17 protein-coding genes are annotated in these 26,467 nt (G+C 70.7%); 12 read left to right on the top strand and 5 right to left on the bottom strand.

The genetic code is table 11. The features are described 5' to 3' along the window. Positions 1 to 60: 60 nt before the first annotated feature. The 4 genes from ACMCNO_RS18825 to ACMCNO_RS18810 all read right to left on the bottom strand — a co-directional run bounded on the left by ACMCNO_RS18825 (position 61) and on the right by ACMCNO_RS18810 (position 5,800). Positions 61 to 1,878 (bottom strand): stealth family protein, encoded by a 1,818-nt coding sequence (locus tag ACMCNO_RS18825; protein WP_412750751.1) that lies wholly within the window; start codon positions 1,876 to 1,878, stop codon positions 61 to 63. Positions 1,879 to 2,304: 426 nt separating this feature from the next. Further along, positions 2,305 to 3,276 carry a hypothetical protein gene (locus tag ACMCNO_RS18820; protein WP_412750750.1) on the bottom strand — a complete coding sequence of 324 codons (972 nt, stop codon included), beginning with the start codon at positions 3,274 to 3,276 and terminating at the stop codon, positions 2,305 to 2,307. Between the two features lie 97 nt (positions 3,277 to 3,373). After that, on the bottom strand, positions 3,374 to 4,933 hold the full coding sequence (locus ACMCNO_RS18815) for a methyl-accepting chemotaxis protein (protein WP_412750749.1): 1,560 nt from the start codon (positions 4,931 to 4,933) through the stop codon (positions 3,374 to 3,376). Between the two features lie 162 nt (positions 4,934 to 5,095). Beyond that, the gene (locus tag ACMCNO_RS18810) at positions 5,096 to 5,800 is read right to left on the bottom strand and encodes a PilZ domain-containing protein (protein ID WP_412750748.1); all 705 of its coding nucleotides are present in this window, start codon (positions 5,798 to 5,800) and stop codon (positions 5,096 to 5,098) included. 488 nt (positions 5,801 to 6,288) lie between these two features. On the opposite strand from ACMCNO_RS18810, the gene ACMCNO_RS18805 reads away from it, so the two are divergent. From ACMCNO_RS18805 to ACMCNO_RS18755, 11 genes are all read left to right on the top strand, one after another. Further along, positions 6,289 to 7,653: an MFS transporter gene (locus ACMCNO_RS18805; protein ID WP_412750747.1), complete on the top strand. Its 1,365-nt coding sequence runs from the start codon at positions 6,289 to 6,291 to the stop codon at positions 7,651 to 7,653. A gap of 113 nt (positions 7,654 to 7,766) precedes the next feature. After that, the gene (locus ACMCNO_RS18800) at positions 7,767 to 9,167 is read left to right on the top strand and encodes an MFS transporter (RefSeq protein ID WP_412750746.1); all 1,401 of its coding nucleotides are present in this window, start codon (positions 7,767 to 7,769) and stop codon (positions 9,165 to 9,167) included. 115 nt (positions 9,168 to 9,282) lie between these two features. Further along, positions 9,283 to 12,951, top strand: coding sequence for a nitrate reductase subunit alpha (locus ACMCNO_RS18795; protein WP_412753747.1), 3,669 nt, complete (start codon positions 9,283 to 9,285; stop codon positions 12,949 to 12,951). After that, the gene (gene narH / locus ACMCNO_RS18790; protein WP_412750745.1) at positions 12,951 to 14,627 is read left to right on the top strand and encodes a nitrate reductase subunit beta; all 1,677 of its coding nucleotides are present in this window, start codon (positions 12,951 to 12,953) and stop codon (positions 14,625 to 14,627) included. The genes ACMCNO_RS18795 and narH overlap by 1 nt, the downstream gene beginning before the upstream one ends. Beyond that, positions 14,624 to 15,280 carry a nitrate reductase molybdenum cofactor assembly chaperone gene (narJ, locus tag ACMCNO_RS18785; RefSeq protein ID WP_412750744.1) on the top strand — a complete coding sequence of 219 codons (657 nt, stop codon included), beginning with the start codon at positions 14,624 to 14,626 and terminating at the stop codon, positions 15,278 to 15,280. Before narH ends, narJ begins: the two co-directional genes overlap by 4 nt. After that, positions 15,277 to 16,032, top strand: coding sequence for a respiratory nitrate reductase subunit gamma (gene narI / locus ACMCNO_RS18780; protein WP_412750743.1), 756 nt, complete (start codon positions 15,277 to 15,279; stop codon positions 16,030 to 16,032). The genes narJ and narI overlap by 4 nt, the downstream gene beginning before the upstream one ends. Before the next feature lie 228 nt (positions 16,033 to 16,260). Beyond that, on the top strand, positions 16,261 to 17,313 hold the full coding sequence (locus tag ACMCNO_RS18775) for a methyl-accepting chemotaxis protein (protein ID WP_412750742.1): 1,053 nt from the start codon (positions 16,261 to 16,263) through the stop codon (positions 17,311 to 17,313). 70 nt (positions 17,314 to 17,383) lie between these two features. Then, positions 17,384 to 17,908 carry a SigE family RNA polymerase sigma factor gene (locus ACMCNO_RS18770; protein ID WP_412750741.1) on the top strand — a complete coding sequence of 175 codons (525 nt, stop codon included), beginning with the start codon at positions 17,384 to 17,386 and terminating at the stop codon, positions 17,906 to 17,908. Continuing rightward, positions 17,905 to 18,726 (top strand): hypothetical protein, encoded by an 822-nt coding sequence (locus ACMCNO_RS18765; protein ID WP_412750740.1) that lies wholly within the window; start codon positions 17,905 to 17,907, stop codon positions 18,724 to 18,726. The genes ACMCNO_RS18770 and ACMCNO_RS18765 overlap by 4 nt, the downstream gene beginning before the upstream one ends. Then, entirely contained in the window at positions 18,723 to 19,790 is a 1,068-nt protein-coding gene (locus ACMCNO_RS18760; RefSeq protein WP_412750739.1) for an amidoligase family protein, read from the top strand. Before ACMCNO_RS18765 ends, ACMCNO_RS18760 begins: the two co-directional genes overlap by 4 nt. A gap of 272 nt (positions 19,791 to 20,062) precedes the next feature. Then, positions 20,063 to 21,670, top strand: coding sequence for a cache domain-containing protein (locus ACMCNO_RS18755; RefSeq protein WP_412750738.1), 1,608 nt, complete (start codon positions 20,063 to 20,065; stop codon positions 21,668 to 21,670). 83 nt (positions 21,671 to 21,753) lie between these two features. On the opposite strand, the gene ACMCNO_RS18750 is transcribed toward ACMCNO_RS18755, so the two are convergent. After that, the gene (locus ACMCNO_RS18750; protein WP_412750737.1) at positions 21,754 to 23,832 is read right to left on the bottom strand and encodes a phosphocholine-specific phospholipase C; all 2,079 of its coding nucleotides are present in this window, start codon (positions 23,830 to 23,832) and stop codon (positions 21,754 to 21,756) included. A 194-nt stretch (positions 23,833 to 24,026) separates the two neighbouring features. Here ACMCNO_RS18750 and ACMCNO_RS18745 point away from each other — a divergent pair, with 194 nt between their 5' ends. Next, complete coding sequence (locus ACMCNO_RS18745; RefSeq protein ID WP_412750736.1) at positions 24,027 to 26,075, top strand: SpoIIE family protein phosphatase; 2,049 nt, start codon at positions 24,027 to 24,029, stop codon at positions 26,073 to 26,075. Positions 26,076 to 26,467: the final 392 nt, after the last annotated feature.

Raw genomic sequence — 26,467 nt, 5'->3', positions numbered from 1 at the left:
CCGGTGTCGCGCTATTTTCCGGCGCTTCCGAGGCGGAGGCTCCCGAGGAGGGGGATGCCGTCAATGACGTACCGCGCGCCGCTGTTCGGCCGTGCTGGACGGCGTGCCGCTGGCGGAGCGCTTCCCCTGCCTGGGCAGGACGGGCCGACCGCCCCGTGCGGCCTGCGACAGCTCGGTGGCGCTGAACTGGGCCCGTTCGGCGGCGACGTCGTCAGGAAGCTCGAACGGGGAGCGGAACGGGAAGTACTGCGGCAGGAAGTCCTCCATCATCGCCGCCTGTTCGGCGAGGGCAACGCTCGCCGAGTCGGTGTCGTTGAGGCAGAAGACGTCGCAGTGCCGTCGCGCCAGCAGGAACGCCAGCTGCACCGGCGTCGACGGGTGCGCCAGGTCGGCGTACGTGTACTTGATCTGACCGGGCACCGCGCGGCCCGTCAGGTATGCCCAGTAGTGCTGCAGCGACGACGGGATCGACAGGTCCTCGGGGTGCCGGAACGGGTGCGACGCGGTCTGTAGCACGTCCTCGGTGTAGGTGTCCTCGATCTCCTGCAGCACGCTCTTCTGCAGCGGGTACGGGACGTGCTGCATCTTCTGGCTGATGGCGCGGCCGAACCGCTCCAGGATGTGCCGCCGGTTGTTCTTGCCGGCCGCGGTGACCGGTGCGTCGTGGATCGTGGCCGGTCCGGCCTCGAGCTGCGCCGACGACTGGAAGAACTTCGCGATCCCGTTGGCGTGGAAGAACGCCGTCGGTCCGATCGGCCGCCCGATGAACATGTCGTCGTTGAAGTAGATGAAGTGCTCGGCGAGGCCCGGGATGAGGTGCAGCCGGGACTCGATGGCGTGCGAGTTGAAGGTCGGCAGCACGCCGGTGTCGCCGAACAGCTCGCGGTGCCGCACGACGGTCAGCCCGGGAGCGGACTCGTCCAGCCACGGCGGGATCTGGTCATCGGTCACCAGGTAGATGTGCCGGATCCAGGGGGCGAAGGAGACGATCGAGCGCAGCGCGTACTTCAGCTCGTTGCGGCTGATGAACCGGGAATGGTTCGTGGCGATGGTGTTGATCTTCTGGTGGCCGAACGCGGTGAGCGCGGCGTTCTTCCGTTCCCGCCAGTCCGGGTCCTCGCCGTCGACCCAGGTGAAGACGGCGTCGATGGGGAACTGGACGTCGTCGGGCAGTGGCGCGGCGAACTCGGTCCGGGACCGGTACGCGCGTGGGCCGCCGGAGGGCAGCATGCCGGTCAGCGCTGCGGCCTCGACCTGGGCGGGTTCCCCGTCCAGCGGCAGCGTGCTGGCCACCCGGTTGCGGCGCGGGCCGACGATGGTGGCGGGCTCGCCGTGCTTGCTCGGCACCTCCCGCCAGAACTCGATCTCGCAAGCCGAGCCGCTGCCCAGGACCGTGGTGCCGCGCGGGTCCGTGATCGGGAAATGGACCTGGATGCCGTTCTTGAGCTGCCGCCCGGCCTGGAAGCCGTCGTCGTTGATCTTGCCCACCTGCACCTCGGCGCCGTGCAGCTCCGTGTCGGTGCGCAATGCGGCGAGCGTACGCTTACGGTCCGTGACGCTGACCGCCACGACGCTATGTGTATTTTGCAACGGACGTACGCAGAAGTAGTCAATTCCGGCGCGCTCCAGCACGCCCGTCACGACGTCGAGATTCCGCTGCCAGGCCGTCGCCGGGGTCATGTCGGTCACCACGCGGGCCTGGATGGTCCGGCCACGGTCGCGGGCGCGGATGAGGTCCCCGGCCTGTGCCGGGCGCCCCAGCGCGCGCTGGCGCGTGAGCCGGCGCACCAGCCAGAGCTGCCGGTGGGGCGGGAGCACCTCCAGCATCCGCAGGCGGTGGCTCTTCGGCAGCAGTCGGTAGAGCCGGAGGGCGATCATTCCGCGCTCTCCGGGGTGACGTGACACATCTCGGTCGGACCCCCGTTACGTCTGCCACTTTCCGTGGTGGGCCCCGAATCTAGTAACTCGACGCGACTGAAACAAACTCATCTCTGTGTGTGACCGGGTCATGGTGATCGAGTGACGGACATGCCCGAAAAGTCGGGGTGATATGTCCATGCTTAAGCGGACTTAGCCGCGACGCGCTGACCCGGTGAGCCCCTGGGGCGAATCGGCATGACCTAACGTATTTATGCCGAACAATGTGTTTCATCCGATTCGCCGAACCTTGATTCGCTAACCGGATATTTTAGGACGAAGGGGGTGTTCGCTTCCCGTTCCAGCGGCGACGGTCTGACAGACCGTCCGGCGGGTGTCCCGTCGGGCCCGGTCGGGGGCCGCGCCGCCGGCCTCGCCGGCGGCGCGTCAGGCCCGGTCGGGGTCCGCGCCGGGGGCCGGCGGCGGCAGTTGCTCGATGGTCTGCACGGTCCAGAACACGGCGAACAGCAGCGCAACGGCGATCTCGAGCCAGAACAAGGCGAAGGCATTGACGATCACCAGTATGGCCCCGCCCACCGCGACCACCACCATCGCCCACGCGATCCAGGCGTACCGGTCGAAGCGGTGCGGCGGCCGGACCAGGACGCCGCCGGCGGCCTTGAGGGCCTGCGCCACCGTCGGGGCGCCGCCGGAACCGGTGCCTCCGTGTCGGAGCGCGTTGGCCACCGTGACCACGATGATGCACAGGAACAGGCCGATCGCGGCGACGTAGTGGGCGTGGTCGATGAACCATCCGACGCTCACCGCGAACGCGACGGCCACCGCCGCGAAGGCCACCAGGGCCGCCGTGAACGCCCAGCGAAAGCCCGTACCGGTCGCCTTGTCCCGCCGTGCGTACAGCGCCGCGGCGATCAGCCCGCACAGGCCCACGGCCAGGAGAGCGACCATGTTGTTCTCGACGTTGGCCCGGGTGGCGTCGGCCAGCGCCAGCACCGAGGGGCAGTCCGTACCGGCTGCCTTCTCGGTCATCAGCGGGCCGGCCGCGTCCATGCAGGCATCGACCGCGGTGCGGTAGTCCTCACCCCGGGAGGTGGGCACGACCGCGACCACCGCGGCGCACATGCCACCCAGGTTGAGGAACACCTCCTCGACCTCGGTGGTGCCCTGCAACGCGATCATGCAGGCGGTCATGCCGATGAGGGCGCCGACGAAGATCGCCTGCGCCGGGGTGTAGTAGTAGGCGCTGACCGAGGCCAGCGGGTGCCACCCCTGCTTGGCCGTCTGGACGAAGACCGCGACGCCGAGGCAGAACAGCAGTCCGACCAGGGCGGTGCGCAGATACCGGTACGACTTCACGAACGTGTCGCTCTGCCGTGGATACTGCTGCTGCGGATTCAACCCGGCCCCCGGTCAGCTGCTGCCGCCGGGCTCGTGACCGCGGTACCGGCGTGACGTCGTGGACCTCAACGACCGCCGGGTGTGCTGGGTTATGCAGCTACACCGTGAACTCGGCGATCGCCGTGTGCAGCGCGGTGCTGGCGGCGGCCAGCTCCGTGGCGGTCCCGGCGGCCTCCTCGACGTCGCGGGCCGTGCTCTCGGTCGTCTCGGCGAGTTCCGCGATCGTCGCGGCGATCTGGTCGCTGCTGTCCGCCGCCTCGTGCAGGCTGTCGTTGATCCGCCGGGTGGCGTGGGTCTGCTCGTCGATGGCGGTCGCGACGGTCTCCTGGAAGTCGTCGATGCGCCGGATGACGTCGCTGATCGCGTCGATGGCGTGGATGGCCGAGCCGGTGTCGGTCTGGATGGTGCGCACCTTGCCGGTGATGTCGCCGGTCGCCCGGGCCGTCTCCTGGGCCAGGTCCTTGACCTCACCGGCCACCACGGCGAAGCCCTTGCCCTGGTCGCCGGCGCGGGCTGCCTCGATGGTGGCGTTGAGGGCCAGCAGGTTGGTCTGTGCGGCGATGCCGTCGATGAGCGCGACGATGTTGCTGATCTCGGTCGACGAGGTGCCGAGCCGGGTGATCGTGGCGGCCGTGTTCGTGGCGGTGGTGACCGCCTCACTGGCGATCTGGGCGGCCGCCTCGGCGCTGGTGCCGATCCGGGCGATCGCGCTGCCGACGTCGCTGCTGCCCGCCACCACGGTGCGCAGGCTGGTGCGGACGGTGTCGGCGGCACCGGAGACGTCCGTCGCGCGGCGCCGGGCCTGGTAGGCGGAGGCGGCCATGCGTTCGGCCACACCGGACAGCCGCCCGGAGAGCTCGGCCACCGCCCCGGCCCCGGTCAGCACCTGCCGCATCGCGGTCTGCAGCGCCCGGCTGCTGGTGTCCACGGCGGTGCCGAGGGCGCCCAACTCGTCATGGCGCGCCACCTCGGCCCGGGCGGTCAGGTCACCCTCCGCCAGCCGTGCCAGGGTGTGGGTGACCGTACGTAGTGGACGCACGATGGAACGGGTGACGGCAACCGCGGCGAGCACCGCCAGCAGGACGGCCGCGGCGAGGGTGCCGCCCAGCATCGCGTTGCCCGTCGTCCGGGCCCGCGCCGCCTCGGCGTTCAACGCGGTCGTGCGGGCCTGTGTGGACTCACGCACCCGGTCGCTGATCTCGATGCTCTTGGTGTACGCGTCGTAGGAGACGCCCTCGTTGACGCTCTTGAGCGCCTCGGCCCGCGACGCTGCCGTGTTCTTCCGCAGGATGTCCATGATCCGGTCGTCGTCGGCGAAGAAGCCGTCCCAGATACCGCGCAGCTTCGCCACCTCGGCGTGCTCACCGGCCGTGAAGGGGGCCGCCTCGGCCGCCTTGATCGCCTCGTACAGAGCCGCCTTGGACTCCAGTTCGCCGGCCCGGTTGTACGACTTCGGATCGGTGGCCGCGACGCCACCGACGGTCCCGGCGTCGGCGATGACCAGGCCCTGCCAGCCGGTGATCTCCGCGACCAGGTAGATGAACTGCTGCATCGCCTCACGCGCGCCGGTCAGTTCCGCGATGCGGTGCTGGACCTGGTTCTGCGTGTTCATGCCCTGCCAGCCGGCGGCGGCGGTGGCGGAGAGCAGGGCGATCAACAAGGCGAAGCAAACGGCAAGTCGATGGCCTACTCGCAGGCGAGTGAACATGAACGCTCCAAGGTCGGGTGCAGTGCACCGACCTTCGGCCCGGAGCCGGGTGACCTTTGCCTTGTCGGGGCGCCGATCACGTGTTCTTTCTTACTGACCGCAATCGTCCTGCTACGCAGCGCCCTGCTGGCGTCGGCGCGCCAGATCCTCCCGCTGGACGTGGAACACGTGCGCGGCCAGGCGTTCGTGGCAGGCCTCTTCGACCTCGGAGAAGTCGGCCCGGACCATGCTGCCGGGTTCGTCCTCCATGATCTCGGAGACTGTCCCGGTCAGGGTGAGGACGCCGTCGGGCAGGTTGAGTCTGATGTCGACCTTGGACGGAGCGGCCAGCCGCCCGTTCGTGGACTCCAGAACGGCGGCCATCCCTCCGGCGGACAGGTTGATCGTCTGCCCGGAGATCCAGTCCTCCTGCTCGGGCACCCGGACGAAGACCGGCACGGTCGTGCGCACCCGGATCCACCGGCGCCGCTGCTCGTGCACGATATCGCCGGCCACGACCACGTTCCAGGCGGTCGAGGTGGTCGAGGCGACCGTGACCGCGACGTGGCGCAGGCCGGTCTCGACCGGCCACTGCAGGGTCACGGTCGCGTCGTCGGCGGGCTTCTCCGCGCCGCCGATGTTGGTGATCACGAGGCGGTTGTCGTCGACGATGGCCACCGTGCCGTGGATCGTCGCCGCGTGCGGCTCGTCGGCGGTGGCGACCAGGAGTGTGGCATCGCTGCCACGGCGGCACAGCAGACTCTCGGCAGCCTCCGCCTCGAAGTCGGAGTGGTCTTCCTCCACCCCGCCCCTGCGCTTCAACCAGTCCCAGGCCACGTCCTGTCTCCTCGCCGTGGTGTGGCGATCCCCTTGCGGACGGCGGGCCGTTGGGCCAGGGGTCGCCGGCCGCCGCGGTCCGCCGCGTGCGATCGAAGGGGACGCTGACCGTCTCCCTCAAGCAACGAGATCGGTCCCCGGCTGGGCGAGATGAGGAGTTCACCAGCGCGAGTGGGGTGAGACCTCCGCCGCACCACCGGCGTCCCGCCAACAAGGTCACACTACCCCCAGCGAGGGGCGTCCCACGGTGATTGCGTGACGCCAGTGACCGACGGTGACTAACGGACCTGCTGATGTGGGCGAGGATCGGCCCGGCATCCGGAGGGCGGGTCCGCCGGCTCCCACAGGGCGCAATGGTCCCGTATCGGTCATGACTTTCGGCCCCTGAGCCGGTGCCCTTGTGGCCGTGCAGGGGGGATTCCGCTGATCGATTGTTGATGGCGGAGAGCCCCAGACCGGTGGCTCGACTCATTTCAGGAGCGATCGACATGAAAACAGCGGCCCAGCGGCCACCGGCCGTCGCGTTGGAGGCGGAGCCGCGGCGACGCGGCCGCGAATGGCTGGCGGTCTGGGACCCGGAGGACGAACGGTCCTGGGACAGCAAACTCGCGTGGCGCAGCCTCGCCATCACCACGTACAACCTCACGTTGGCGTTCATCACCTGGTTCCTGGTATCGGCGATCGCGCCGCGGCTGAACAACATCGGGTTCGGCCTCAGCGTGAGCGAGCTGTACTGGCTTGCCGCGATGCCCGGTCTGGCCGGTGGTCTGCTGCGGCTGATCTGGATGTTCCTGCCGCCCATCCTCGGCACTCGCAAGCTCGTGTCGCTCTCCACGCTGCTGCTGCTCATTCCGCTGACCGGGTGGGGCTGGGCCGTGCAGGACAGCTCCACGCCGTACCCGATGCTGCTGGCGCTGGCATTCCTGTGCGGCATCGGCGGTGGCGTGTTCTCCGGCTTCATGCCGAGCACGTCGTACTTCTTCCCGAAGCGCAAGCAGGGTGTCGCGCTGGGCATCCAGGCCGGCATCGGCAACTTCGGGGTCAGCGTCGTGCAGTTCCTGGTGCCCTGGGTGGTCGGGTTCGCGCTGCTGGGCACCGCGTCCATCGCGCCGGAGGCGGTCGTCAAGCCGGCCAAGGGGCTGGGCCACACCATCTGGCTGCACAACGCCGGCATCGTCTTCATCCCCTGGGTGATCGCGGGCGCGCTGCTGGCCTGGTTCTTCCTCAAGAGCGTGCCGGTACAGGCGAGCATGAGCCAGCAGCTCGACATCTTCCGCAACAAGCACACGTGGATCATGACCGCGCTCTACGTCATGACGTTCGGCGCGTTCTCCGGATTCGCGGCGCAGTTCGGCCTGCTGATCAAGAGCCTGTACGGCGGATTCGCCGGCGCCCCGGACCCGCTCGCGTTCGCCTTCCTCGGTCCGCTGGTCGGCTCGATCGCCCGGGTGGCGTGGGGGCCGCTGTGCGACAAGTTCGGCGGCGCCATCTGGACCGTGGTCTCCGGCATCGGCATGACCGTCTCGACGATCTTCGCCGCGTTCTGGCTGACGCCGGCCTCGGTCGGTGAGTTCAAGTGGTTCGTCATCGGGATGCTGGGGATCTTCTTCTTCGCCGGGGTCGGCAACGCCTCGACGTTCAAGCAGATGCCGATGATCTTCGAACGGCGCCAGGCGGGTGGTGTGATCGGCTGGACGGCCGCGATCGCCGCGTTCGGACCGTTCCTGTTCGGTGTCGGCCTCGCCAGCATCTCGCCGGTGGTGTTCTTCGTCGGCTGGATGGTCTTCTTCGTCGCCTGCATCTGGCTGGCCTGGCACTTCTACGCCCGCAAGGGCGCCGAGCTCCCCTGCTGAGGCTTCGACGGGTCGTGCAGGGCGACCGGCCGTTCCCCGGCCAGGCCGGGGAACGGCGCGGGAGCCCCGCAGCCCCACCGGCAAGTTGATCGAGAACCTGGAGAAGAAGTGCCATGATCACCGAATCCCGCACCGCGGCGCCGTCCAGTGAGCCGCTGCGTCCGAGCCCGAGCCCGTGGCCGCGAGGCGGGCTGTCGGTCCTGAGCCTGTCCACCATCGGCTTCACGCTCATGTTCGCGGTGTGGCTGATGTTCGGGGTCCTCGGCATTCCGATCCGCGCCGAGTTCGGCCTCACCGATGTGCAGCTGTCGTGGCTGTCGTCGCTGGCGATCCTCAACGGCGCCGTCTGGCGGCTGCCCGGCGGCGTGCTCGCCGACCGGGTCGGCGGCAAGGTCGTCTTCACCGCGCTGCTGCTGTTCACGGCGGTCCCGGCGTTCCTGGTCTCCCAGGCGCACAGCTACCAGGCCCTGCTGCTGTACGCGTTCCTGGTCGGCTTCGCCGGAAACAGCTTCACCGTCGGCATCTCCTGGGTGTCCGCGTGGACCCCGCGCGAGCGGCAGGGCTTCGCGCTCGGCGTTTTCGGCGCGGGCAACGTGGGCGCCTCGGTCACGAAGTTCATCGGCCCGGCGCTGATCACGGCGGTACCGGCGATCGGCTTCGCCGGCGGACTCATCCCGGGCGGATGGCGCTTCGTGCCGTTCCTCTACGCGGTGCTGCTCGTGCTGATGGGCGCCGCGGTGTGGTTGTTCGCGCCGCGCCGCGACCGGCGGCCGGGACAGCACCGGCCGCTGACCGAGATGCTGCGCCCGCTGCGGCAGCTGCGGGTCTGGCGGTTCAGTCTGTACTACGTGGTGGTCTTCGGAGCGTACGTCGCGCTCGCCGCCTGGCTGCCCAAGTACTACGTGGATGTGTTCGGGGTGCCGCTGTACGAGGCTGCCCTGCTCACCGCGCTGTTCATCTTCCCGGCGAGCCTGCTGCGCCCGGTCGGCGGGTGGCTGGCCGACCGGTACGGCGCCCGCCGCGTCATGTACGGCGCGTTCGCCACGATGCTGGCCTCGACGCTGTTCCTGTCCATGCCGTACGGGCACATCGTGCTCTACGTGCCGACCAGGTACGAGGCGGACGGCGTGCGTGAGGTACTGCCGTACGAGCTGGGCCTGCTGCCGTTCACGATCGGCGTCGTCGTCATCGGCATCGCCATGGGCATCGGCAAGGCCGCGGTGTTCAAGCACATTCCCGAGTACTTCCCGGAGGACGTGGGCGCGGTCGGTGGACTCGTCGGCATGCTCGGTGCGCTCGGCGGCTTCGTTCTGCCCCCGCTGTTCGCCTACACCCAGGAGTGGACGGGCTTGCCGCAGAGCACGTTCTTCATCCTGTTCGTCATCACCGCCGTCAGCGCGCTGTGGATGCACTTCACGGTGATGCGCATGCTCAACGCCCGCAGTCCCGAGCTGGCCCGGGAGATCGAGCCGGACGCGACGCCTTCCGGCCGGGGCCGCGACCTGGGGAGATAGCCAGCTTTTCGGGCGATGTCCGCCTATCCGGGGTTAATGTGTCGATCAGGGGTTCTCTGCGAAGAGAGGTTGACCCGTGACGACCCGACCGGATGCGTCCGCGAAGACCGCGGGGCTGGACGACCCCCTGACCGACGCGCTCGTGGCGACGCGGCGCTTCTTCACCCGCGGTCAGGTCTCGCCCGACCGGCGGGCGCTCTACCAGGTGGGTGGGCGGCAGGCGGACACGTTCTATCGGGACCGCTGGTCGCACGACAAGGTGGTCCGTTCCACCCACGGGGTCAACTGCACCGGCTCGTGCTCCTGGAAGGTGTACGTCAAGGACGGCATCATCACCTGGGAGGCCCAGCAGACCGACTACCCGAGCGTTGGCCCCGACCGCCCCGAGTACGAGCCGCGCGGCTGCCCGCGCGGCGCCGCCTTCTCCTGGTACACGTACTCGCCGACCCGGGTGCGCTACCCGTACGTGCGGGGTGTGCTGCTGGAGCTGTTCCGGGCCGCCAAGGCCCGCCACGACGGCGACCCGGTCGCCGCCTGGGCCGAGATCGTCTCCGATCCGCAGCTCGCCCGCGGCTACAAGTCCGTCCGGGGCAAGGGTGGCCTGGTACGGGCCACCTGGGCCGAGGCGACGGAGCTGATCGCCGCCGCGCACGTGCACACCATCAAGGCGTACGGCCCGGACCGGCTGGCCGGGTTCTCGCCGATCCCGGCCATGTCGATGGTGTCGCACGCCGCCGGGGCCCGGTTCTACAACCTCGTCGGCGGCGCCATGCTGTCGTTCTACGACTGGTACGCGGACCTGCCGGTGGCCTCCCCGCAGATGTTCGGCGACCAGACCGACGTGCCGGAGTCCGGCGACTGGTGGGACGCCGGCTACCTGATCATGTGGGGCTCGAACCTGCCGGTGACCCGCACCCCGGACGCGCACTGGATGGCCGAGGCCCGCTACCGGGGTCAGAAGGTCATCGCGGTGGCCCCGGACTACGCGGACAACGTCAAGTTCGCCGACGAATGGCTACCGGCCCAGCCGGGCACGGACGGCGCGCTGGCGATGGCCATGGGCCACGTCGTGCTGAAGGAGTTCTTCGTCGACCGGCAGGTCGGGTACTTCACCGACTACGTCACCCGCTTCACCGACCTGCCGTTCCTGGTGACCCTGGACGAGGCCGACGGTGCCTACCGGCCGGGCAAGATGCTCACCGCCGCCGACCTGGACTCCCACGCCGACGTCGAGCATGCCGCGTTCAAGACCGTGCTGCTCGGCGCCGACGGGACCCCGACCGTCCCCAACGGCTCGCTCGGCTTCCGGTACGGCGAGTCCGGTCGGGGCCGCTGGAACCTGGACCTGTCCGGAGTGAGCCCGCTGCTCAGCGCGGACGGCGGCGACGAGCCTCCGGTCGAGGTGCTGCTGCCGCGCTTCGACACCCCGGCGGGGGACGCCCGGCCGATGCGCCGCGGTGTACCCGTGCGCCGGGTCGCGGGACGGCTCGTGACCACGGTCTTCGACCTGCTGCTGGCCCAGTACGGCGTGCGCCGCGGCGATCTGCCCGGCCAGTGGCCGTCCGGGTACGACGACGCGGAGCAGCCGTACACCCCGGCGTGGCAGGAGGCGATCACCGGCGTGCCGGGGCCCGCGGCGGCGCGCATCGCCCGGGAGTTCGCGGCCAACGCCGAGGAGTCCCGCGGCCGGTCCATGATCATCATGGGGGCGGGGACGAACCACTGGTTCCACTCCGACACCATCTACCGGTCCTTCCTGGCGCTGACCACCCTGACCGGCTGCCAAGGGGTCAACGGGGGCGGCTGGGCGCACTACGTGGGCCAGGAGAAGGTCCGCCCGATCACCGGCTACAGCGTGCTCGGCACGGCCGCGGACTGGTCCCGCCCCGGCCGCCAGATGATCCAGACCGCGTACTGGTACCTGCACACGGACCAGTTCCGGTACGACCCGTTCTCCGCCGCCACACTGGCCACCGGCAGCGACGGCGGCGCGTTCGCGGGCATGACCACCGCCGACCTGATCGCCGCCTCGGCGCGGATGGGGTGGATGCCGTCGTTCCCCACCTTCAACCGCAACCCCCTGGATCTGGCCGACGAGGCCAAGGCCGGCGGCGTGCCGGTCGCGGACCACATCGTCGGCCTGCTCAAGGACGGCACGCTGCGCTTCGCCTGCGAGGACCCGGACGCGGAGGAGAACTTCCCCCGGGTCCTGACGGTGTGGCGGGCCAACCTGCTCGGCTCCTCCGCCAAGGGCAACGAGTACTTCCTGCGCCACCTGCTCGGCACCGACCACGCCGTGCGCGCCGACGAAGCCCCACCCGGCGCCCGCCCCCGCGACGTGAAGTGGCACGACGAGGCACCCACCGGCAAGCTCGACCTGCTGGTGTCGCTGGACTTCCGGATGACCTCCACCACGGTCTACTCCGACGTCGTGCTGCCCGCCGCCACCTGGTACGAGAAGCACGACCTGAACACCACGGACATGCACCCGTATGTGCACTCGTTCAACCCGGCCATCGCCCCGCCGTGGCAGACCCGCACCGACTGGGACGCGTTCCTGGCCATCGCCGGGGAGTTCTCCCGGCTGGCCGCCACCCACCTGGGCACCCGCACCGACGTGGTCGCGGCACCGCTGCTGCACGACACCCCGGACGAACTGGCCAACCCGCACGGCCGGGTCCGGGACTGGAAGACCGGCGCGACCGAGCCCGTCCCCGGGGTGAGCATGCCGAAACTCGTGCCGGTGGAACGCGACTACGCCGCCGTCGCGCAGAAGATGACCTCGCTCGGCCCGCTGCTGGACACCCTGGGCGCCACCACCAAGGGCGTGACTTTCGAGGTCGGCCGCGAGATCGAGTACCTGCGGCAGAAGAACGGCACCGTGCGCGGCGGGGTCGCCGACGGGCGCCCGTCGATCGCCCGGGACGTGCAGGCCTGCGAGGCGATCCTGGCCCTGTCCGGCACCACCAACGGGCACCTGGCCACCCAGGGGTTCCGTACCCTCGAAGGCCGGACCGGGGTCGAGCTGGCCGACCTGGCCGCGGAGCACGAGGGCAAGCAGATCACCTTCGCGGACACCCAGTCCCGGCCGACGCCGGTGATCACCTCCCCGGAGTGGTCCGGTTCGGAGTCCGGCGGCCGCCGGTACTCACCGTTCGTCATCAACGTCGAACGGCTCAAGCCGTGGCACACCCTGACCGGGCGGCAGAGCTTCTACCTCGACCACGACTGGATGGCCGAACTGGGGGAGGGGCTGCCGGTCTACCGGCCCCCGCTGAGCATGCACGCGCTGTTCGGTGAGCCGTCCGTCGGCGACACCGGCGAACTGGGCGTCACCGTGCGGTACCTGACCCCGCACAACAAGTGGTCGATCCACTCCGAATACCAGGACAACCTGTTCATGCTGTCGCTCTCGCGCGGCGGTCAGAACATCTGGATGTCCAAGGAGGACGCCGCGAAGATCGGTGTCGCGGACAACGACTGGGTCGAGGCGGTCAACCGCAACGGCGTCGTCGTCGCCCGCGCGGTCGTGTCGCACCGCATGCCCGAGGGCACGGTGTACATGCACCACGCCCAGGACCGGCTCATCGACGTGCCCCGCACCGAGACCAACGGGCGCCGCGGCGGCATCCACAACTCGCTGACCCGGCTGCTGATCAAACCCACCCACCTGGTCGGCGGGTACGCCCAGCTGTCGTTCGCGTTCAACTACCTCGGGCCCACCGGCAACCAGCGCGACGAGGTCACCGTGATCCGCCGCCGCGCGCAGGAGGTGCAGTACTGATGCGGGTCATGGCGCAGATGGCGATGGTGATGAACCTCGACAAGTGCATCGGGTGCCACACCTGCTCGGTCACCTGCAAACAGGCGTGGACCAACCGCACCGGAGTCGAGTACGTCTGGTTCAACAACGTGGAGACCCGTCCCGGGCAGGGCTACCCGCGCCGCTACGAGGACCAGCAGACCTGGCGCGGCGGCTGGAAACTGAACCGCCGCGGGCGGCTCGCCCTGCGGGACGGCGGCCGGTTCCGCAAGCTGTTCACCATCTTCGCCAACCCGAAACTGCCCGCGATCGGCGACTACTACGAACCCTGGACGTACGACTACGAGACGCTGACGAACGCCCCGCTGCAGGAACACACCCCGGTGGCCCGCCCGAAGTCGCTGATCTCCGGCAAGGACATGAAGATCTCCTGGTCGGCGAACTGGGACGACGACCTCGGCGGCTCGCCGGACCACGGCGACAAGGACGTCCTGCTGGCCGGGATCGCGGACAAGGTGAGGTTCGAGTTCCAGCAGACGTTCATGTTCTACCTGCCGCGCATCTGCGAGCACTGCCTCAACCCGTCCTGCGCCGCCTCGTGCCCGTCCGGGGCGATCTACAAGCGGAGCGAGGACGGCATCGTCCTGGTCGACCAGGACCGGTGCCGTGGCTGGCGGATGTGCGTCACCGGCTGCCCGTACAAGAAGGTGTACTTCAACCACCGCACCGGCAAGGCGGAGAAGTGCACGTTCTGCTTCCCGCGCGTCGAGGTCGGCATTCCCACGGTCTGCTCCGAGACCTGCGTCGGGCGGCTGCGCTACATCGGCCTGATCCTGTACGACGCGGACCGGGTGCTGGCCGCCGCGTCCACCCCGGACGAGCACGGCCTGTACGAGGCGCAGCGCCAGGTCTTCCTGGACCCGCACGATCCCGCGGTGATCGCCGAGGCGGAGCGCGCCGGCATCCCCCGCGACTGGATCGACGCGGCGCAACGCTCCCCGGTGTACGCCCTGATCAACACGTTCCGGGTGGCGCTGCCGCTGCACCCGGAATACCGCACCATGCCGATGGTCTGGTACATCCCGCCGCTGTCCCCGGTCGTGGACGTGGTCCGTGACACCGGGTACGACGCCGAGGACTCCGGCAACCTGTTCGCCGCGATCGAGGCGCTGCGCATCCCCGTGGACTACCTGGCCCAGCTGTTCACCGCGGGTGACCCTGCCCCGGTGGACGCGGTGCTGCGCCGGCTGGCCGCGATGCGCTCGTACCTGCGCGACATCAACCTGGGCCGCGACGCCGACGAGTCCATCCCCACGGCCGTCGGCATGACCGGCGAGCAGATGTACGACATGTACCGGCTGCTGGCGCTGGCCAAGTACGACGAGCGGTACGTCATCCCGCCCGCGCACGCCGAGCAGGCGCACCAGCTGGAGGAACTCGCCACCGAGTGCAGCCTGGACTACGAGGGCGGTCCGGGCATGGGCGGCTCCGGCCCGTTCGGCGAGTCGTCCGGCGGCGCCGCCCCCATCGCCGTGGAGAACTTCCACATGCTGCGCGAGCGCCAGACCGGCGACACCATCGTCGACCCGGGCGACAAGGCCCGCCGGGTCAACCTGCTCAACTGGGACGGCAAGGGCCGCCCCGAGGGGCTGTTCCCGCCCCGCCCCGACGACTCGAAACCGGAGCAGGGGTCATGAAGACGGACACGCTCACCCGGGCGTGGCAGGCCCAGTCGCTGCTGGTCGGATACCCCGACGAGCAGCTGTACGCCCGCCTCGACCTGCTGGAGCGGGCCGGCGCGACCCTGGACGACCCGGTGGGCGCGCCGCTGCGCCGCTTCGTCGCCCACCTGCGGCGCACCGCCCCAGCCCAGGCCGCCGCCGACTACGTGAGCACCTTCGACCACCGCAGACGGTGCTGCCTGTTCCTCACCTACTACGCCCACGGCGACACCCGCAAGCGCGGGATGGCGCTGCTACGGCTCAAGCAGACGTACTCGGCGGCCGGGCTGCACCTGGTCGATGACGAACTGCCCGACCACCTCGCGGTGTTGCTGGAGTTCGCGGCCACCGACCCGCGGCCCGGGGCGGAGCTGCTGATCGAACACCGGGCCGGGCTGGAACTGCTGCGCCTGGCGCTGCGCGATACCGCTTCACCATGGGCCGACGTGCTCGACTCGGTGTCCACGACGCTGCCGCCGCTGGGCGCGGACCTGCGCGCCGCGGTCGCCCGCCTGGCCGCCGAGGGACCGCCGGAGGAACAGGTCGGCCTGGCCGCGTTCGCGCCCCCGGAGTACATGCCCGGCCCGAGGCCGCCCGCCGCGCCGCAGCCGTTGGGAGCAGACCGATGACACTCGCCGCCGGTGCCGATCCGAACAGCACACTGAACGTCCTGCTCTGGGTGGTCGTTCCGTACGTGTCCATCACGGTCTTCGTGGCGGGGCACGTGTGGCGCTACCGGTACGACAAGTTCGGCTGGACCACCCGCTCGTCGCAGCTCTACGAGCGGCGCCTGCTGCGTGTCGGCAGCCCGCTGTTCCACTTCGGCATCCTGCTGGTGGCGCTGGGCCACATCGGTGGCCTGCTCATCCCGGAGTCGTGGACCGACGCGGCCGGGGTGAGCGAGACCGCGTACCACGCCGTCGCGGTGAGCCTGGGGACGGTGGCCGGGTTCTGCACCCTCGCCGGTGCCGCCATCCTGGTCTACCGCCGCCGTACGGTCGGCCCGGTCTTCTCCGCCACCACCCGCAACGACAAGATCATGTACGTCCTGCTGGTGGGCACGATCGTGCTCGGCCTGGGCACCACCGTGCTGGGCAATCTCACCGGGCACCCGCACGACTACCGGCTGACCGTCGCGCCGTGGTTCCGGTCGATCTTCGTGCTGCACCCTGACACGAGCCTGATCCTGCAGGCTCCGATCGGGTTCCGGATCCACGCATTGTGCGCGTGGGTGCTGTTCGCGTTCTGGCCGTTCAGCCGGCTCGTGCACGTGTTCTCCGCGCCACTGGGTTACCTCACCCGCCCGTACATCGTCTACCGCAGCCGCGACGCCCAGCTGGGCGCCCGCGCCAGCCGCCGGGGCTGGGAGCGGGTACCGTGAGCCGTCGTCACCCGGCCGGGTGCGGGCAGTCGCCGAGCGCGGCGTGCTGACGGAGTGCGACGACCCGGCGCGGCGCAGCCCGCGGCCGTCGGTGACGGACCGTAACGGTCTGAACGATGTGGCGGGAAATACTGTTCCCGGCTCCGGACCGGTCGATTGTTTTCCTGTCTGATCACGAGGTGGGGAGCGACAGTGGCGCGGTTCGGGTCTTTCGGGAAAAGCGAGTCGGTGCACCCGTTGGTGGGTTCCGCCGACGCGCTGCGCGCGGTGCTCGCGGCGGTCCCGGCCGTGGTGATCGTCGTCGACGACAACGGTGACGTCGTCTGGCGCAACGAGCTCGGTAGCAAGCTGATGGGCCGCGTCGTCGCCGAGCGGGGACCGGCGGCGCTGCAGGCGCTGCGGGACACGTTCAAGAAGGTGGTCAAAGAGGTCACCGAGTTCCCGTACGCCCTGACCCGCAAGGTCGAGGGCGGCGAGACCGACGTGTACGCCGAGGTCGTCGTCGACCGCATCCCCGGCGGCGGGTACGTGGCGACCTGGAACGACGTCACCGCCCGGGAGTCCTCCGCGGGGGTGACGGCCGGGCTGGCCGCGGACCTCGACGGTGCGGTGCACTCGCTCAACGGTCTCGGCGACCACCTGGCGACCGCCTCCGGCGAGACCGCCGAGCAGGCGCAGCTGATCTCGGAGGGCTCGGCTGAGTTGACCGAGAGCATCCGGGAGATCTCCACCCGGGTCAGCGCGGCGGCGGCCGACACCGGCGCGGCCGTGGAGTCGGCCCGTACCGCGGCCGAGACGATGGTCCGGTTGCAGGAGTCCAGCCGCCAGATCAGCGACGTCACGAACCTGATCACCTCGATCGCCGACCAGACCAAGCTGCTGGCGCTCAACGCGACCATCGAGGCGGCCCGGGCCGGGGAGAGCGGCAAGGGTTTCGCCGTGGTCGCGGGTGAGGTCAAGGATCTCGCCGCGCGTACCGCCGAGGCGACCCAGCAGATCATCGCGATGGCCGACGCCATTCAGGGCGAGAGTTCGCAGGTCGATGGCGCGATCGCGGGCATCGTGGAGCTGATCGACCGGGTGGCCGAGCAGCAGACGATGATCGCCGGGGCGGTCGAGGAGCAGACCGCCACCACCGCCCAGATGTCCGGCGGGGTGCGCTCGGTCGCGGAGTCGGTCCAGGCCTCGGTGCAGGCGGCGGAGACCGTCCGCGCGGCGGCGGTGGCGATCAGCGGCCAGGTGGAGCGCCTCAACCATGCCGTGGTGAGCCGGGGCTGGTGACCTCGCCGCCGCGGCGGCGAGAAAATTCTTGGATCATGGGTGCACATCTTGCGGGTCCCCGTACGTCTTCATGGGTGTGACCTTCGAGCAGTTCGCCGTAGCCCGGATACCGAGCCTGTTGCGCTACGCGATCGTCCTCACCGGCGATCGTGACCTCGCCCAGGACATCGTGCAGGAGGTGCTGGCCCGGGCCCAGGTCAAGTGGCGTCGGATCACCGGAGCCGACTCGCCCGAGGCGTACGTCCGCCGGATGGTGCTCAACGAGTACCTCTCCTGGCGGCGTAGCTGGGCGGCGCGCAACGTGCACGCCGTCGGCGAACGGCTGGCGGAGCTGGACGACGCCCGGGGCGCGGCACCCGACCACGCCCAGGGCGTGGTGGACGCCGACGCGCTGTGGCACCGGCTGGCCACGCTGGGGCGCAAACAGCGCGCGGTGCTCGTGCTGCGCTACTACGAGCATCTGGACGACGACGCGATCGCCGAACTGCTCGGCTGCTCACCGGCCACGGTGCGCAGCCACGCCTCGAGGGCACTGAAGAACCTCCGGCTGTCGTCGGAGCGACCCCACATGATCCACGCCCAGGAGGCGTCGTGACCCACCTTGAAGAGCAACTGCGCGAGGCGTTCGAGGCCCACGAACACCCGACCCCCGACCCGGGGGCCGTCTATGCCCGGGTCCAGCAGTTGTCCCGTACGTATCGGCGGCGCCGCCGGGGCGCCCAGGCCGCGGGCGGCGCGGTACTGGGCGCCGGCCTTATCGCTGGGGCGATCAACCTGCCCACCTTCCTGCCCGGTCGCCCGGCCGACGGGGTGAGCGTCGTGATGCCCGCCGCCGCGCCGTCGGTGTCGGTATCGGCCTCCACCGTGCCGTCCGAGGCGGAGTTGCAGCGGGAGTTCGACGCCTACTTCGCGGCCGGCTACGACTACGACGACGCGGTCAAACTCGCCAAGCTGTGGAAGTCGACGGCCGACGTCGGCACGGTCAAGGCCGAGGCCGGGCGGCGGCTGCTGGCGGGCCAGACCCTGCCGTTCCCACCGACCCCGGGCGGTGCCGTCAGCACCACGCCACCCAGCAGGGAACAGAAGCAGCTCGACGCGTACTTCGGGGCGGGCTACGACTACAACGACGCCGTGCAGCTGGCCAAGTTGTGGCATCTGCCCGATCCGTACGCGGCCAAGGTGGCCGCCGGCAAGCGGGTACTGGCGGGGCAGCACCTGCCCATCAAGCCGGATCCGAAGAACGTCTCCGACGCCAGGATCACCAAGCAGTACGACGCGTTCTTCGCGGCCGGATACGACTACGACGACGCGGTGCAACTGGCCAAGCTGTGGCACCTGGCCAGCCCGTCCGACGCGAAGGCCGTGGCGGGCAAGAAGCTGCTGGCCGGCGAAACCCTGCCGATCAAGCCGTGACCGCACGGCTGCACCGGCGAACCGGGTTCGAGATCGAGCTGATGGCCCCGCCGGGCCGCAGCCGGCGCACCCTCGCCCGGGACCTGGCCCGCCGGTGCGGCGGCTCGGTTCGCCCGGTGTGGCATCACGACAGCGAGCCGTCCCTGGTCCCCGGCCTGGGACGGTTCCTGCACCTCACCCAGGGCTTCGAGGTGCGCACCGCCGACGGGGCGCCGCTGTGCACGCTCGTGGACGACGTCACGCTGCTGGCCGACCTGAACCCGCGGGCCGCCGCCCGGCCCGGCTGGTACCGGATCCTCAGCGACGACCCGCGGCTGATCCGGCTGATCGCGGCGCACAGCGATCCCGGCGGCACCCTGGAGGTCGCGCTGGACGCGGCCGCGCGGCTGTGGGATGCCCCGGTGCAGCGGCACGGCGACGTGTACCGGCTCGACGACCCGGCGGGTGCGACGATCGCGCTGGCGGCGCCGCTGGGCGGGGAGCGGGAACGCCCCTGCGAGATCGTGACGCCGCCGCTGACCGGCGACCACCGGGCCGCGCTGGAGCGGCTGCTCGGCCCGGCCCGCGAACTCGGCTTCACCGTCCCCCGGGAGGCCGCCGTCCACCTGCACGTGGACGGCGCGCCGTTCCGGTCGGCGCCCGCGCTGGCGAACCTGGTCCGGCTGTTCGCGTCCTGGCGGGAGCCGCTGCGCGCGCTGCTGGGGACCAACCCGGCCTGCCGCCGCCTCGCGCCGCTGCCACCGGCCCTGGTCGCCGCGGCCGACGGCGCCCCGACGTACGAGCAGCTGCGCGCGGCGGCGGCCGAGGGCGGCCTGACCAAGTTCTTCGACGTCAACCTGACCCAGCTGCTGACCGACACACCGGTGCGGGACACGGTCGAGGTGCGGATCCTGCCCGGGGCGATCGACGCTTCTGCCGTACTCGACCGGGCCGGGGTGGTCGAGCTGCTGCTGGAACGCTGCCTCGACCCGGAACCGTTGCCCGCCGCCCCGGCCGATCCGGGCGCCGCGGTGTCCGCGCTGATGGAACACGCCGCGGGGGTCCTCGCCGCCCGGCCCGGCTGAACCCGCCCCCCGCGGGGTCCGGCGTGATCACCAGCTGAGGCCGGGCCGTTCGCGGGCGGCCGTCGGCAGGCCGGTGCGCCAGTTCATGATCCGTGTTGGGCGTCACGGAAACGCCCGGAGGGAAATCGTCCGCTCCGGCGCGCGGCCTCCGATAGGCGTGATCGTGCCCGCACGCTGCGTTATCAGCACCGTCGACCAGGCGTGCGCACCTGACCGGTCCCATCCCCCCACCGGACCGCCCCGGCGCCGCCGGGTACGAAGGAGACCCCCCGATGAACGCTGTGACGATGCGACTACGACAGCTCGCGAAGCCCGGTGTGACCGCACGCCTGGCCGTCATGGTCCTGGTTGCGCTGGTGAGCATCGTGGCCGTGGTGATCTCGTCGCTCGCCACGACCCGCGACAGCCTCATGGCCGAGCGCAAACTGCAGACCCGCCACGTCGTCGAGGCCGCCGCCGGCGTCGTCGACGGCTACCTCGCCAAGGAGGCCAGCGGCGAGCTGACCCGCGAGCAGGCGCAGAGTCAGGCGATCGCCGCGGTGCGGACGCTGCGCTACGCCGACGACAACTACCTCTGGATCAATGACATGACCCCGCGCATGGTCATGCACCCGGTGAAGCCGGAACTCAACGGTCAGGACCTGACCGGCAACGTGGACCCGACCGGCAAGCACCTGTTCGTCGAGATGGTCGACGTGGTCAAGGCCGACGGCGCGGGCGTGGTCGAGTACTACTGGCCCAAGCCCGGCATGAAGGACCCCCAGCCGAAGGTGTCCTATGTGCAGGGCGTCCCGAAATGGGGCTGGGTCGTCGGCTCCGGCGTGTACGTGGACGACGTGAACGCCGCGGCCGCCGCCCAGGCCCGCACCACCGGCATCGTCGGCGCGATCGGCCTGCTGTTGCTGTCGGTCACGGCGTGGCGCATCGTGCGCCGTATCTCCTCGGCGATCGGCCGGATCCGGCGCACCTTGCAGCGGGTCGCCGCGGGTGACCTCACCGCGCGCATCGACCTGGACGGTCACGACGACCTGGCCCGCATGGCCGCCGCCGTCGACACCGCCGTGGCCAACAACCGGGACGCCATCGAGCAGCTGCACACCGCCGCCGAGGCGGTCGCCGCGAACAGCGCCCAGCTGGAGGCCGCCAGCGCCGAGATCAGCACCGTCACCGCGGACACCGCGCAGCAGGCCGCGCGCATGAACGCCACCGCCGAGGGGGTCGCTGTCCAGGTCGGCACCATGGCCAGCGGTGCGGAGGAGATGCACGCGTCCATCGCCGAGATCGCCGGCAGCGCCGCGGACGCCGCCCGGGTCACGGCCGACGCGGTCACCGCCGCCGACACCGCCAGCGCCACGGTCTCCCGGCTCGGCGCCTCCAGTGCCGAGATCAGCGACGTGATCGCGCTGATCGACTCCATCGCCAAGCAGACGAACCTGCTGGCTCTCAACGCCACCATCGAGGCGGCCCGTGCGGGCGAGCAGGGCAAGGGCTTCGCGGTGGTGGCCACCGAGGTGAAGACGCTGGCGAACGCGACCGCCGATGCCACCGCGGAGGTCGTCGCCAAGATCACCGCTATTCAGGAGGACACCGGCTCGGCGGTCGAGGCGATCGGCGGGATCACCGCCGTCATCAACCAGATCAGCGACTACCAGATCACGATCGCGGCCGCGGTCGAGCAGCAGGAGACCACGACGAACCTGCTGTCCAGCGGGACCGCCAGCACCAGCGGGCAGGTGTCCGACATGAACGCGGTCATCGGCGACGTGGCCGGCGCGGCCGGGACCGCGGCCGCGCACGCCCAGCAGGTCAGCGTGGCGGCGGCGGAGCTGGCCGAACTGGCCGGTTCCATCCGTACGCTGACCACGCGGTTCACGGTCTGACGGCGGCGGCACCTACCGCGTCCCCACGCGCGGGGCGCGGTAGGTGCCCGCCGGCCGGGGCAGCAGCCACGGCGCGATGATGCTCAGAGCAGGCCGCCCATGGCCGGATCGGTGATGCTGTCCCGGCCGTTCTCCAGGTGACCGGCGTAGCGGCGGGTCAGCCCGGGATGCCCCGAGGCGGTGACCTCCAGGTCGTACCAGCCGTGGGTGCGCGCCACCGTCCACTGCCGGGTGGTCGACTCGCCCCCGTCGACCGTGACCTCGGCCGGGCCGTCCTGGAACGCGTCCCGCACGCTCAGCCGGACCCGGCCCGGCCCCGAGTTGCGGAACTGTAGCGCCACCAGGCCGGCGTCCGCGTCGTACCCCATGCTGATCACCACGGGGTCGCCGGCCGGCCCGCCCGTGAAGCTGCGGAAGAAGCCGTTCGGCCCGTGCACGGACACGTCGTACCCGAGCGTGGCCGGCCACGTGCCGGTGAGTTCCCGGCCCGGCTCCACGGTGTAGGTGCGCGGCGCCTGTCCGGGGTCGGCGGAGCGGACGTGGAACACCGCGGCGGCGGCACCGGTGTTGCCCATGGTCACGGTCAGCACCCGGTCGTCGGCGACCGCGTCGGCGCGCAGCGCGTACGGCAGGGCCCGGGCCGGGCGCACCCCCTGTTCCTGCTCGGGCAGCCGCTGCTCGGCGGGGGGCACGGGCACCTGGTCGGGACGCCGGACCAGCTCGGTGGGTTTGAAGTCGTCGGTGTCCGGCAGCGGGTACGGGCGGTCCTCGTTCGGCGTACGGAAGTCGAAGGCGCCGGTGAGGTCCCCGGTCACGGCCCGGCGCCACGGGGTGATGTTGGATTCGACCAGGTCGGGGCGGCCCTCGGCGAAACGGGCCTCCAGGAACCGGATCAGCGAGGTGTGGTCGAGCAGCCGCGAGTTCACCCAGCCACCCCGGCTCCACGGCGACACCACGATCATGGGCACCCGCACCCCGAGCCCGTACGGTCCGGCCGGCAGCCCGAGGCGGCCCGGGAAGATCTCGTTGGTGACCGCGACGGTCGAGGCGCCCTCGGCGGCCGAGCGCGGCGGCGTCGGCGGCACCAGGTGGTCGAAGAACCCGCCCTCCTCGTCGTACGTGACGAACAGGACCATCCGGCTCCACACCTCGGGGTGGTCGGCGAGGATGTCGACGACCTGGGAGACGTACCAGGAGCCGTAGTCGGGCTCCCAGTTCGGGTGTTCCGAGTACGCCTCGGGCGCGACGATCCAGGACACGGCGGGCAGCCGGCCCTGCCGTACGTCGTCTCGGAAGTCGCTCAGTAGCGCCGCCGGGTCGCGGCCCAGGGCCTTGACGTTCGTGCCCGTCTTGGCCCGGTTTGCCAGCGGGGTCCCCGGGGCAGCGTTTCGATACTTGTTGAAGTAGAGCAGCGAGTTGTCACCGTAGTTGCCGATGAACGGGTCCTGGGTCCATCCCCACCTGCCCGCGGCGGTCAGGCCGTCGCCGACGTCCTGGTAGATCTTCCAGGAGATCCCGGCCCGCTCCAGCCGTTCCGGGTAGGTGGTCCAGTCGTAGCCCGCCTGGGCGTTGGTGACGACCGGGCCGCCGCCGGTGCCGTCGTTGCCGACCCAGCCGGTCCACATGTGGTAGCGGTTCGGGTCGGTGGGCCCCAGCAGCGAGCAGTGGTAGTTGTCGCAGACCGTGAACGCGTCCGCCAGGGCGTACTGATAGGGCAGGTCGGCCCGGGTGTGGTAGGTCATCGTGGTGACGCCCTTGCTCGGCACCCACCGGTCGTGGCGGCCACCGTGCCAGGCGGCGTGCCCGTCGGTCCAGCCGTGCGGCGGATCCGGCAGGTAGGTCTGCCCCAGGTCGGGCACGTCGGGCCGGAACGGCAGCAGTTCGCCGCCGTCGAGGGTCGGCTGGTGCCAGACGGGCTTGCCGGAGGGCAGCTGGACCGGGTGCGGGTCGGCGAAGCCGCGGACCCCGCGCAGCGTGCCGAAGTAGTGGTCGAAGGACCGGTTCTCCTGCATCAGAATGATGACGTGTTCGACGTCGGCGATCGACCCGGTGCGCCGGTGTGCCGGGATGGCCAGCGCCTTGCTCAGGTCCGGCGCCAGCGCCGCGGCGAGCGCGGGCGCCCCGGCCAGCTTCAGGAAGGTACGGCGGTCCACGGTGCCCATGGCGGTCCTCCGGTTCACGGCGTCGGGAAGCAAGGAATCGAAATGTATCGATGGTACGTGGCCGCGCAACGGCCGGGCGGCGATGCGCACGAGACGTCCGGGCGACCACGGAATCCCCCGTCCGGGCAGCGGGCGGAGCGTCAGGGGATGAAGCGTGACGCCCGCCGGGCCGGCCCGGTTACCCTGATGCGCATGTGCTGCAGGGGCCGGTGATGGGCGGCGAGGCGCCCGGTGGGGATCCGTCCGCGGACGTCGTGGCGCTGCTCGAGGCGGATCCGCACGGTTGCGCGCTCGCGACGGCGGTACGCGACGCCGACGGCGGCATCGTGGACTTCACCCTCATCTACCTCAACGAGGCCGGATGCCAGTTTCTGGGGCGGCCCCGCGACGAGCTGATCGGCCGGACCTACCGGGAGCTGTGGCCCGAGACGGTCACCGACGGCACGCTGCCGTTGTACCGGCACGTGGTGCAGCAGCGGGTCCCGGCGGCCCGGACGGTGTACTACGACCGGATGAACCTGACGGGTCATTTCGAGGTTCGCCTCGTGCCGTTCGGGGACGGGTTCGTGGCCCGGTTCGTCGACCTGAGCAAGCTGACCATGGGGTCGCAGACCGAGGGCGGAGCGCGACTGTACGACGCCCTGGACGCGGCGTTCGACGGGTTCACCCTGCTGCGCGCCGTCCGCGACGAGTGCGGCGCGATCATCGACTTCGTCCGCGACTACACCAACCAGATCGGCGCCAAGCTCGCCGGGCACACCGTCGAGGAACTCGTGGGCCGCCGCGTCGTCGAGCAGCCGTCGGGCGCCGCCGACGTGCACCTGTTCCCGTATCTGAAGGCGGTCGCCGAGACCGGCGAGACGTGGCAACAGCAGGTCAGCTCGCCGAGCACGGCGCAGATCTGGGAGCTGAAGGCCGTCCGGATCGGCGCCGGGATCGTCGCGGTGTCGTACCGCGACATCACCGAGTCGGTCGACTACCAGCGGCAGCTCGAACGCAGCGCGGCGCTGGCCCGGTCGGCGGCCTACTGGACCGGTGCGTTGCAGGCCGTCACCGCCGCGCTGGTCGCGGCGAGCACCGCCGAGGAGGTGTTTCTCGCGCTGGGCACCGTGGTGCGCCCGTCCGCGCAGGGGCACGGTCTGGCGGTCCTGCTGATCGAGCAGGGCCGGATGGTCCTGCGCTACCACGCCGGATACGAGGACCACGTCGTGGCGCAGCTGCGGGAGCTGCCGATGACCCACCCCTACCCGGCCACCACGGTCGCGGCCACCGGCGAACCGCGCTACCTGTGTACCCCGGAAGAGTTCGCCGCGGCGCAACCCGACCCCGCGCACGCGATCTCGGGCGGCGGCCGCAACGCGTGGGCGTTCCTGCCCCTGAGCACCGCCGGGCAGATCATCGGCACCCTGGTGATCGGGTACCGGGAGCCTCGCCGGTTCGACGACGACGAACGCGCCAACCTGATGGCGGTCAGCCGTCTGGCCGCTCAGGCCCTGCAGCGGGCCCTGCTGTACGAGTCCCAGCGGTCGATCGCCGCCGACCTGCAGCAGGCGCTGCTGCCCGACCCGCTGCCGACCCTCGACGGCGCCCGGCATGCGGTGCGCTACCTGCCCTGGACGCGGAGCACCGACGTCGGCGGCGACTGGTACGACGTCATCCAGATCGACGAAGGCCGGGCCGCGGTCGTCATCGGTGACGTCGCCGGGCACAGCTCCCAGGCCGCGGCGACGATGGGGCAGCTGCGCAGCGCGCTGCGCGCGTACGCCGCCGACGGGTACGGGCCGGCGGACGTCATGCGCCGGGCGAACGAACTGCTGCTGCGCTACGAACCGCACGCGATGGCGTCGTGCTGCTACCTCGAGGTCCACCTCCGCGACCACACCGCGACCGCGGTCCTGGCCGGCCACCCGCCGCCGGTCTGCTGGGCCGGGGAGACGGCCGGACCGCTGCCGCTGACGCCGGGACCGCCGCTGGGGATCCGGCGCGCGGAGTACGTCGATGTCACCCTGCCGCTGCCCGCCGGGTGCAGCCTTGTGCTCTACACCGACGGCCTGATCGAGGACCGCCGCTACACCGTCGACCGGGGACTGGCCGAGTTGTGCGCCGCGGTCTCGTCCGCGCCGACGCACGAACCCGGTGGCCTGCTCGACCACATCGTCCGCGCCAACGTCGGCCCGCAGCCCCGCACGGACGACGTCGCCATTCTCGTCTTCACCGTCGACCCGGAACCGACCGCCGACTGACCTTCGCACGTTCAGCCGGGTGGTTTCGCGGGCTATTGCTCTTCGCGACTGGTCATCGCGGGAATCCATCCCAGGAAGCGTTCGTACGTTCTTGCTGGCTCGTTGGTGCCGTTCTGCAGCGTCCGTGTGGCCTCGTAGAAGCAGCTCGCCAGGTATAGACACAGCGTGGTGCGTTGCCCGGTGAATTCGGCTGACAGCGTCGTGCGGGCCGTTGAACAGGGCCACGGACTCCCGCATGCCGTGCAATTCCACGAGAGCCGACTGGCGACGTGCTCCGCGATTATTCGCGTTCACTCGCCGGTCGCTGTTTCCGGCCGAAGGCGATTGCAGGAACGACCGATGGCGGATCGGAACCGTCGGGAATCGGCGTGCCTGGCACCCAGCCGTTGGCG

Origin of the sequence: Krasilnikovia sp. M28-CT-15, from assembly GCF_047159595.1 — a bacterium.
Lineage (GTDB): Bacteria > Actinomycetota > Actinomycetes > Mycobacteriales > Micromonosporaceae > Actinoplanes.
The sequence above is the reverse complement of the archived record's forward strand: the minus strand, read 5'-3'. Positions and strand labels throughout refer to the sequence as shown.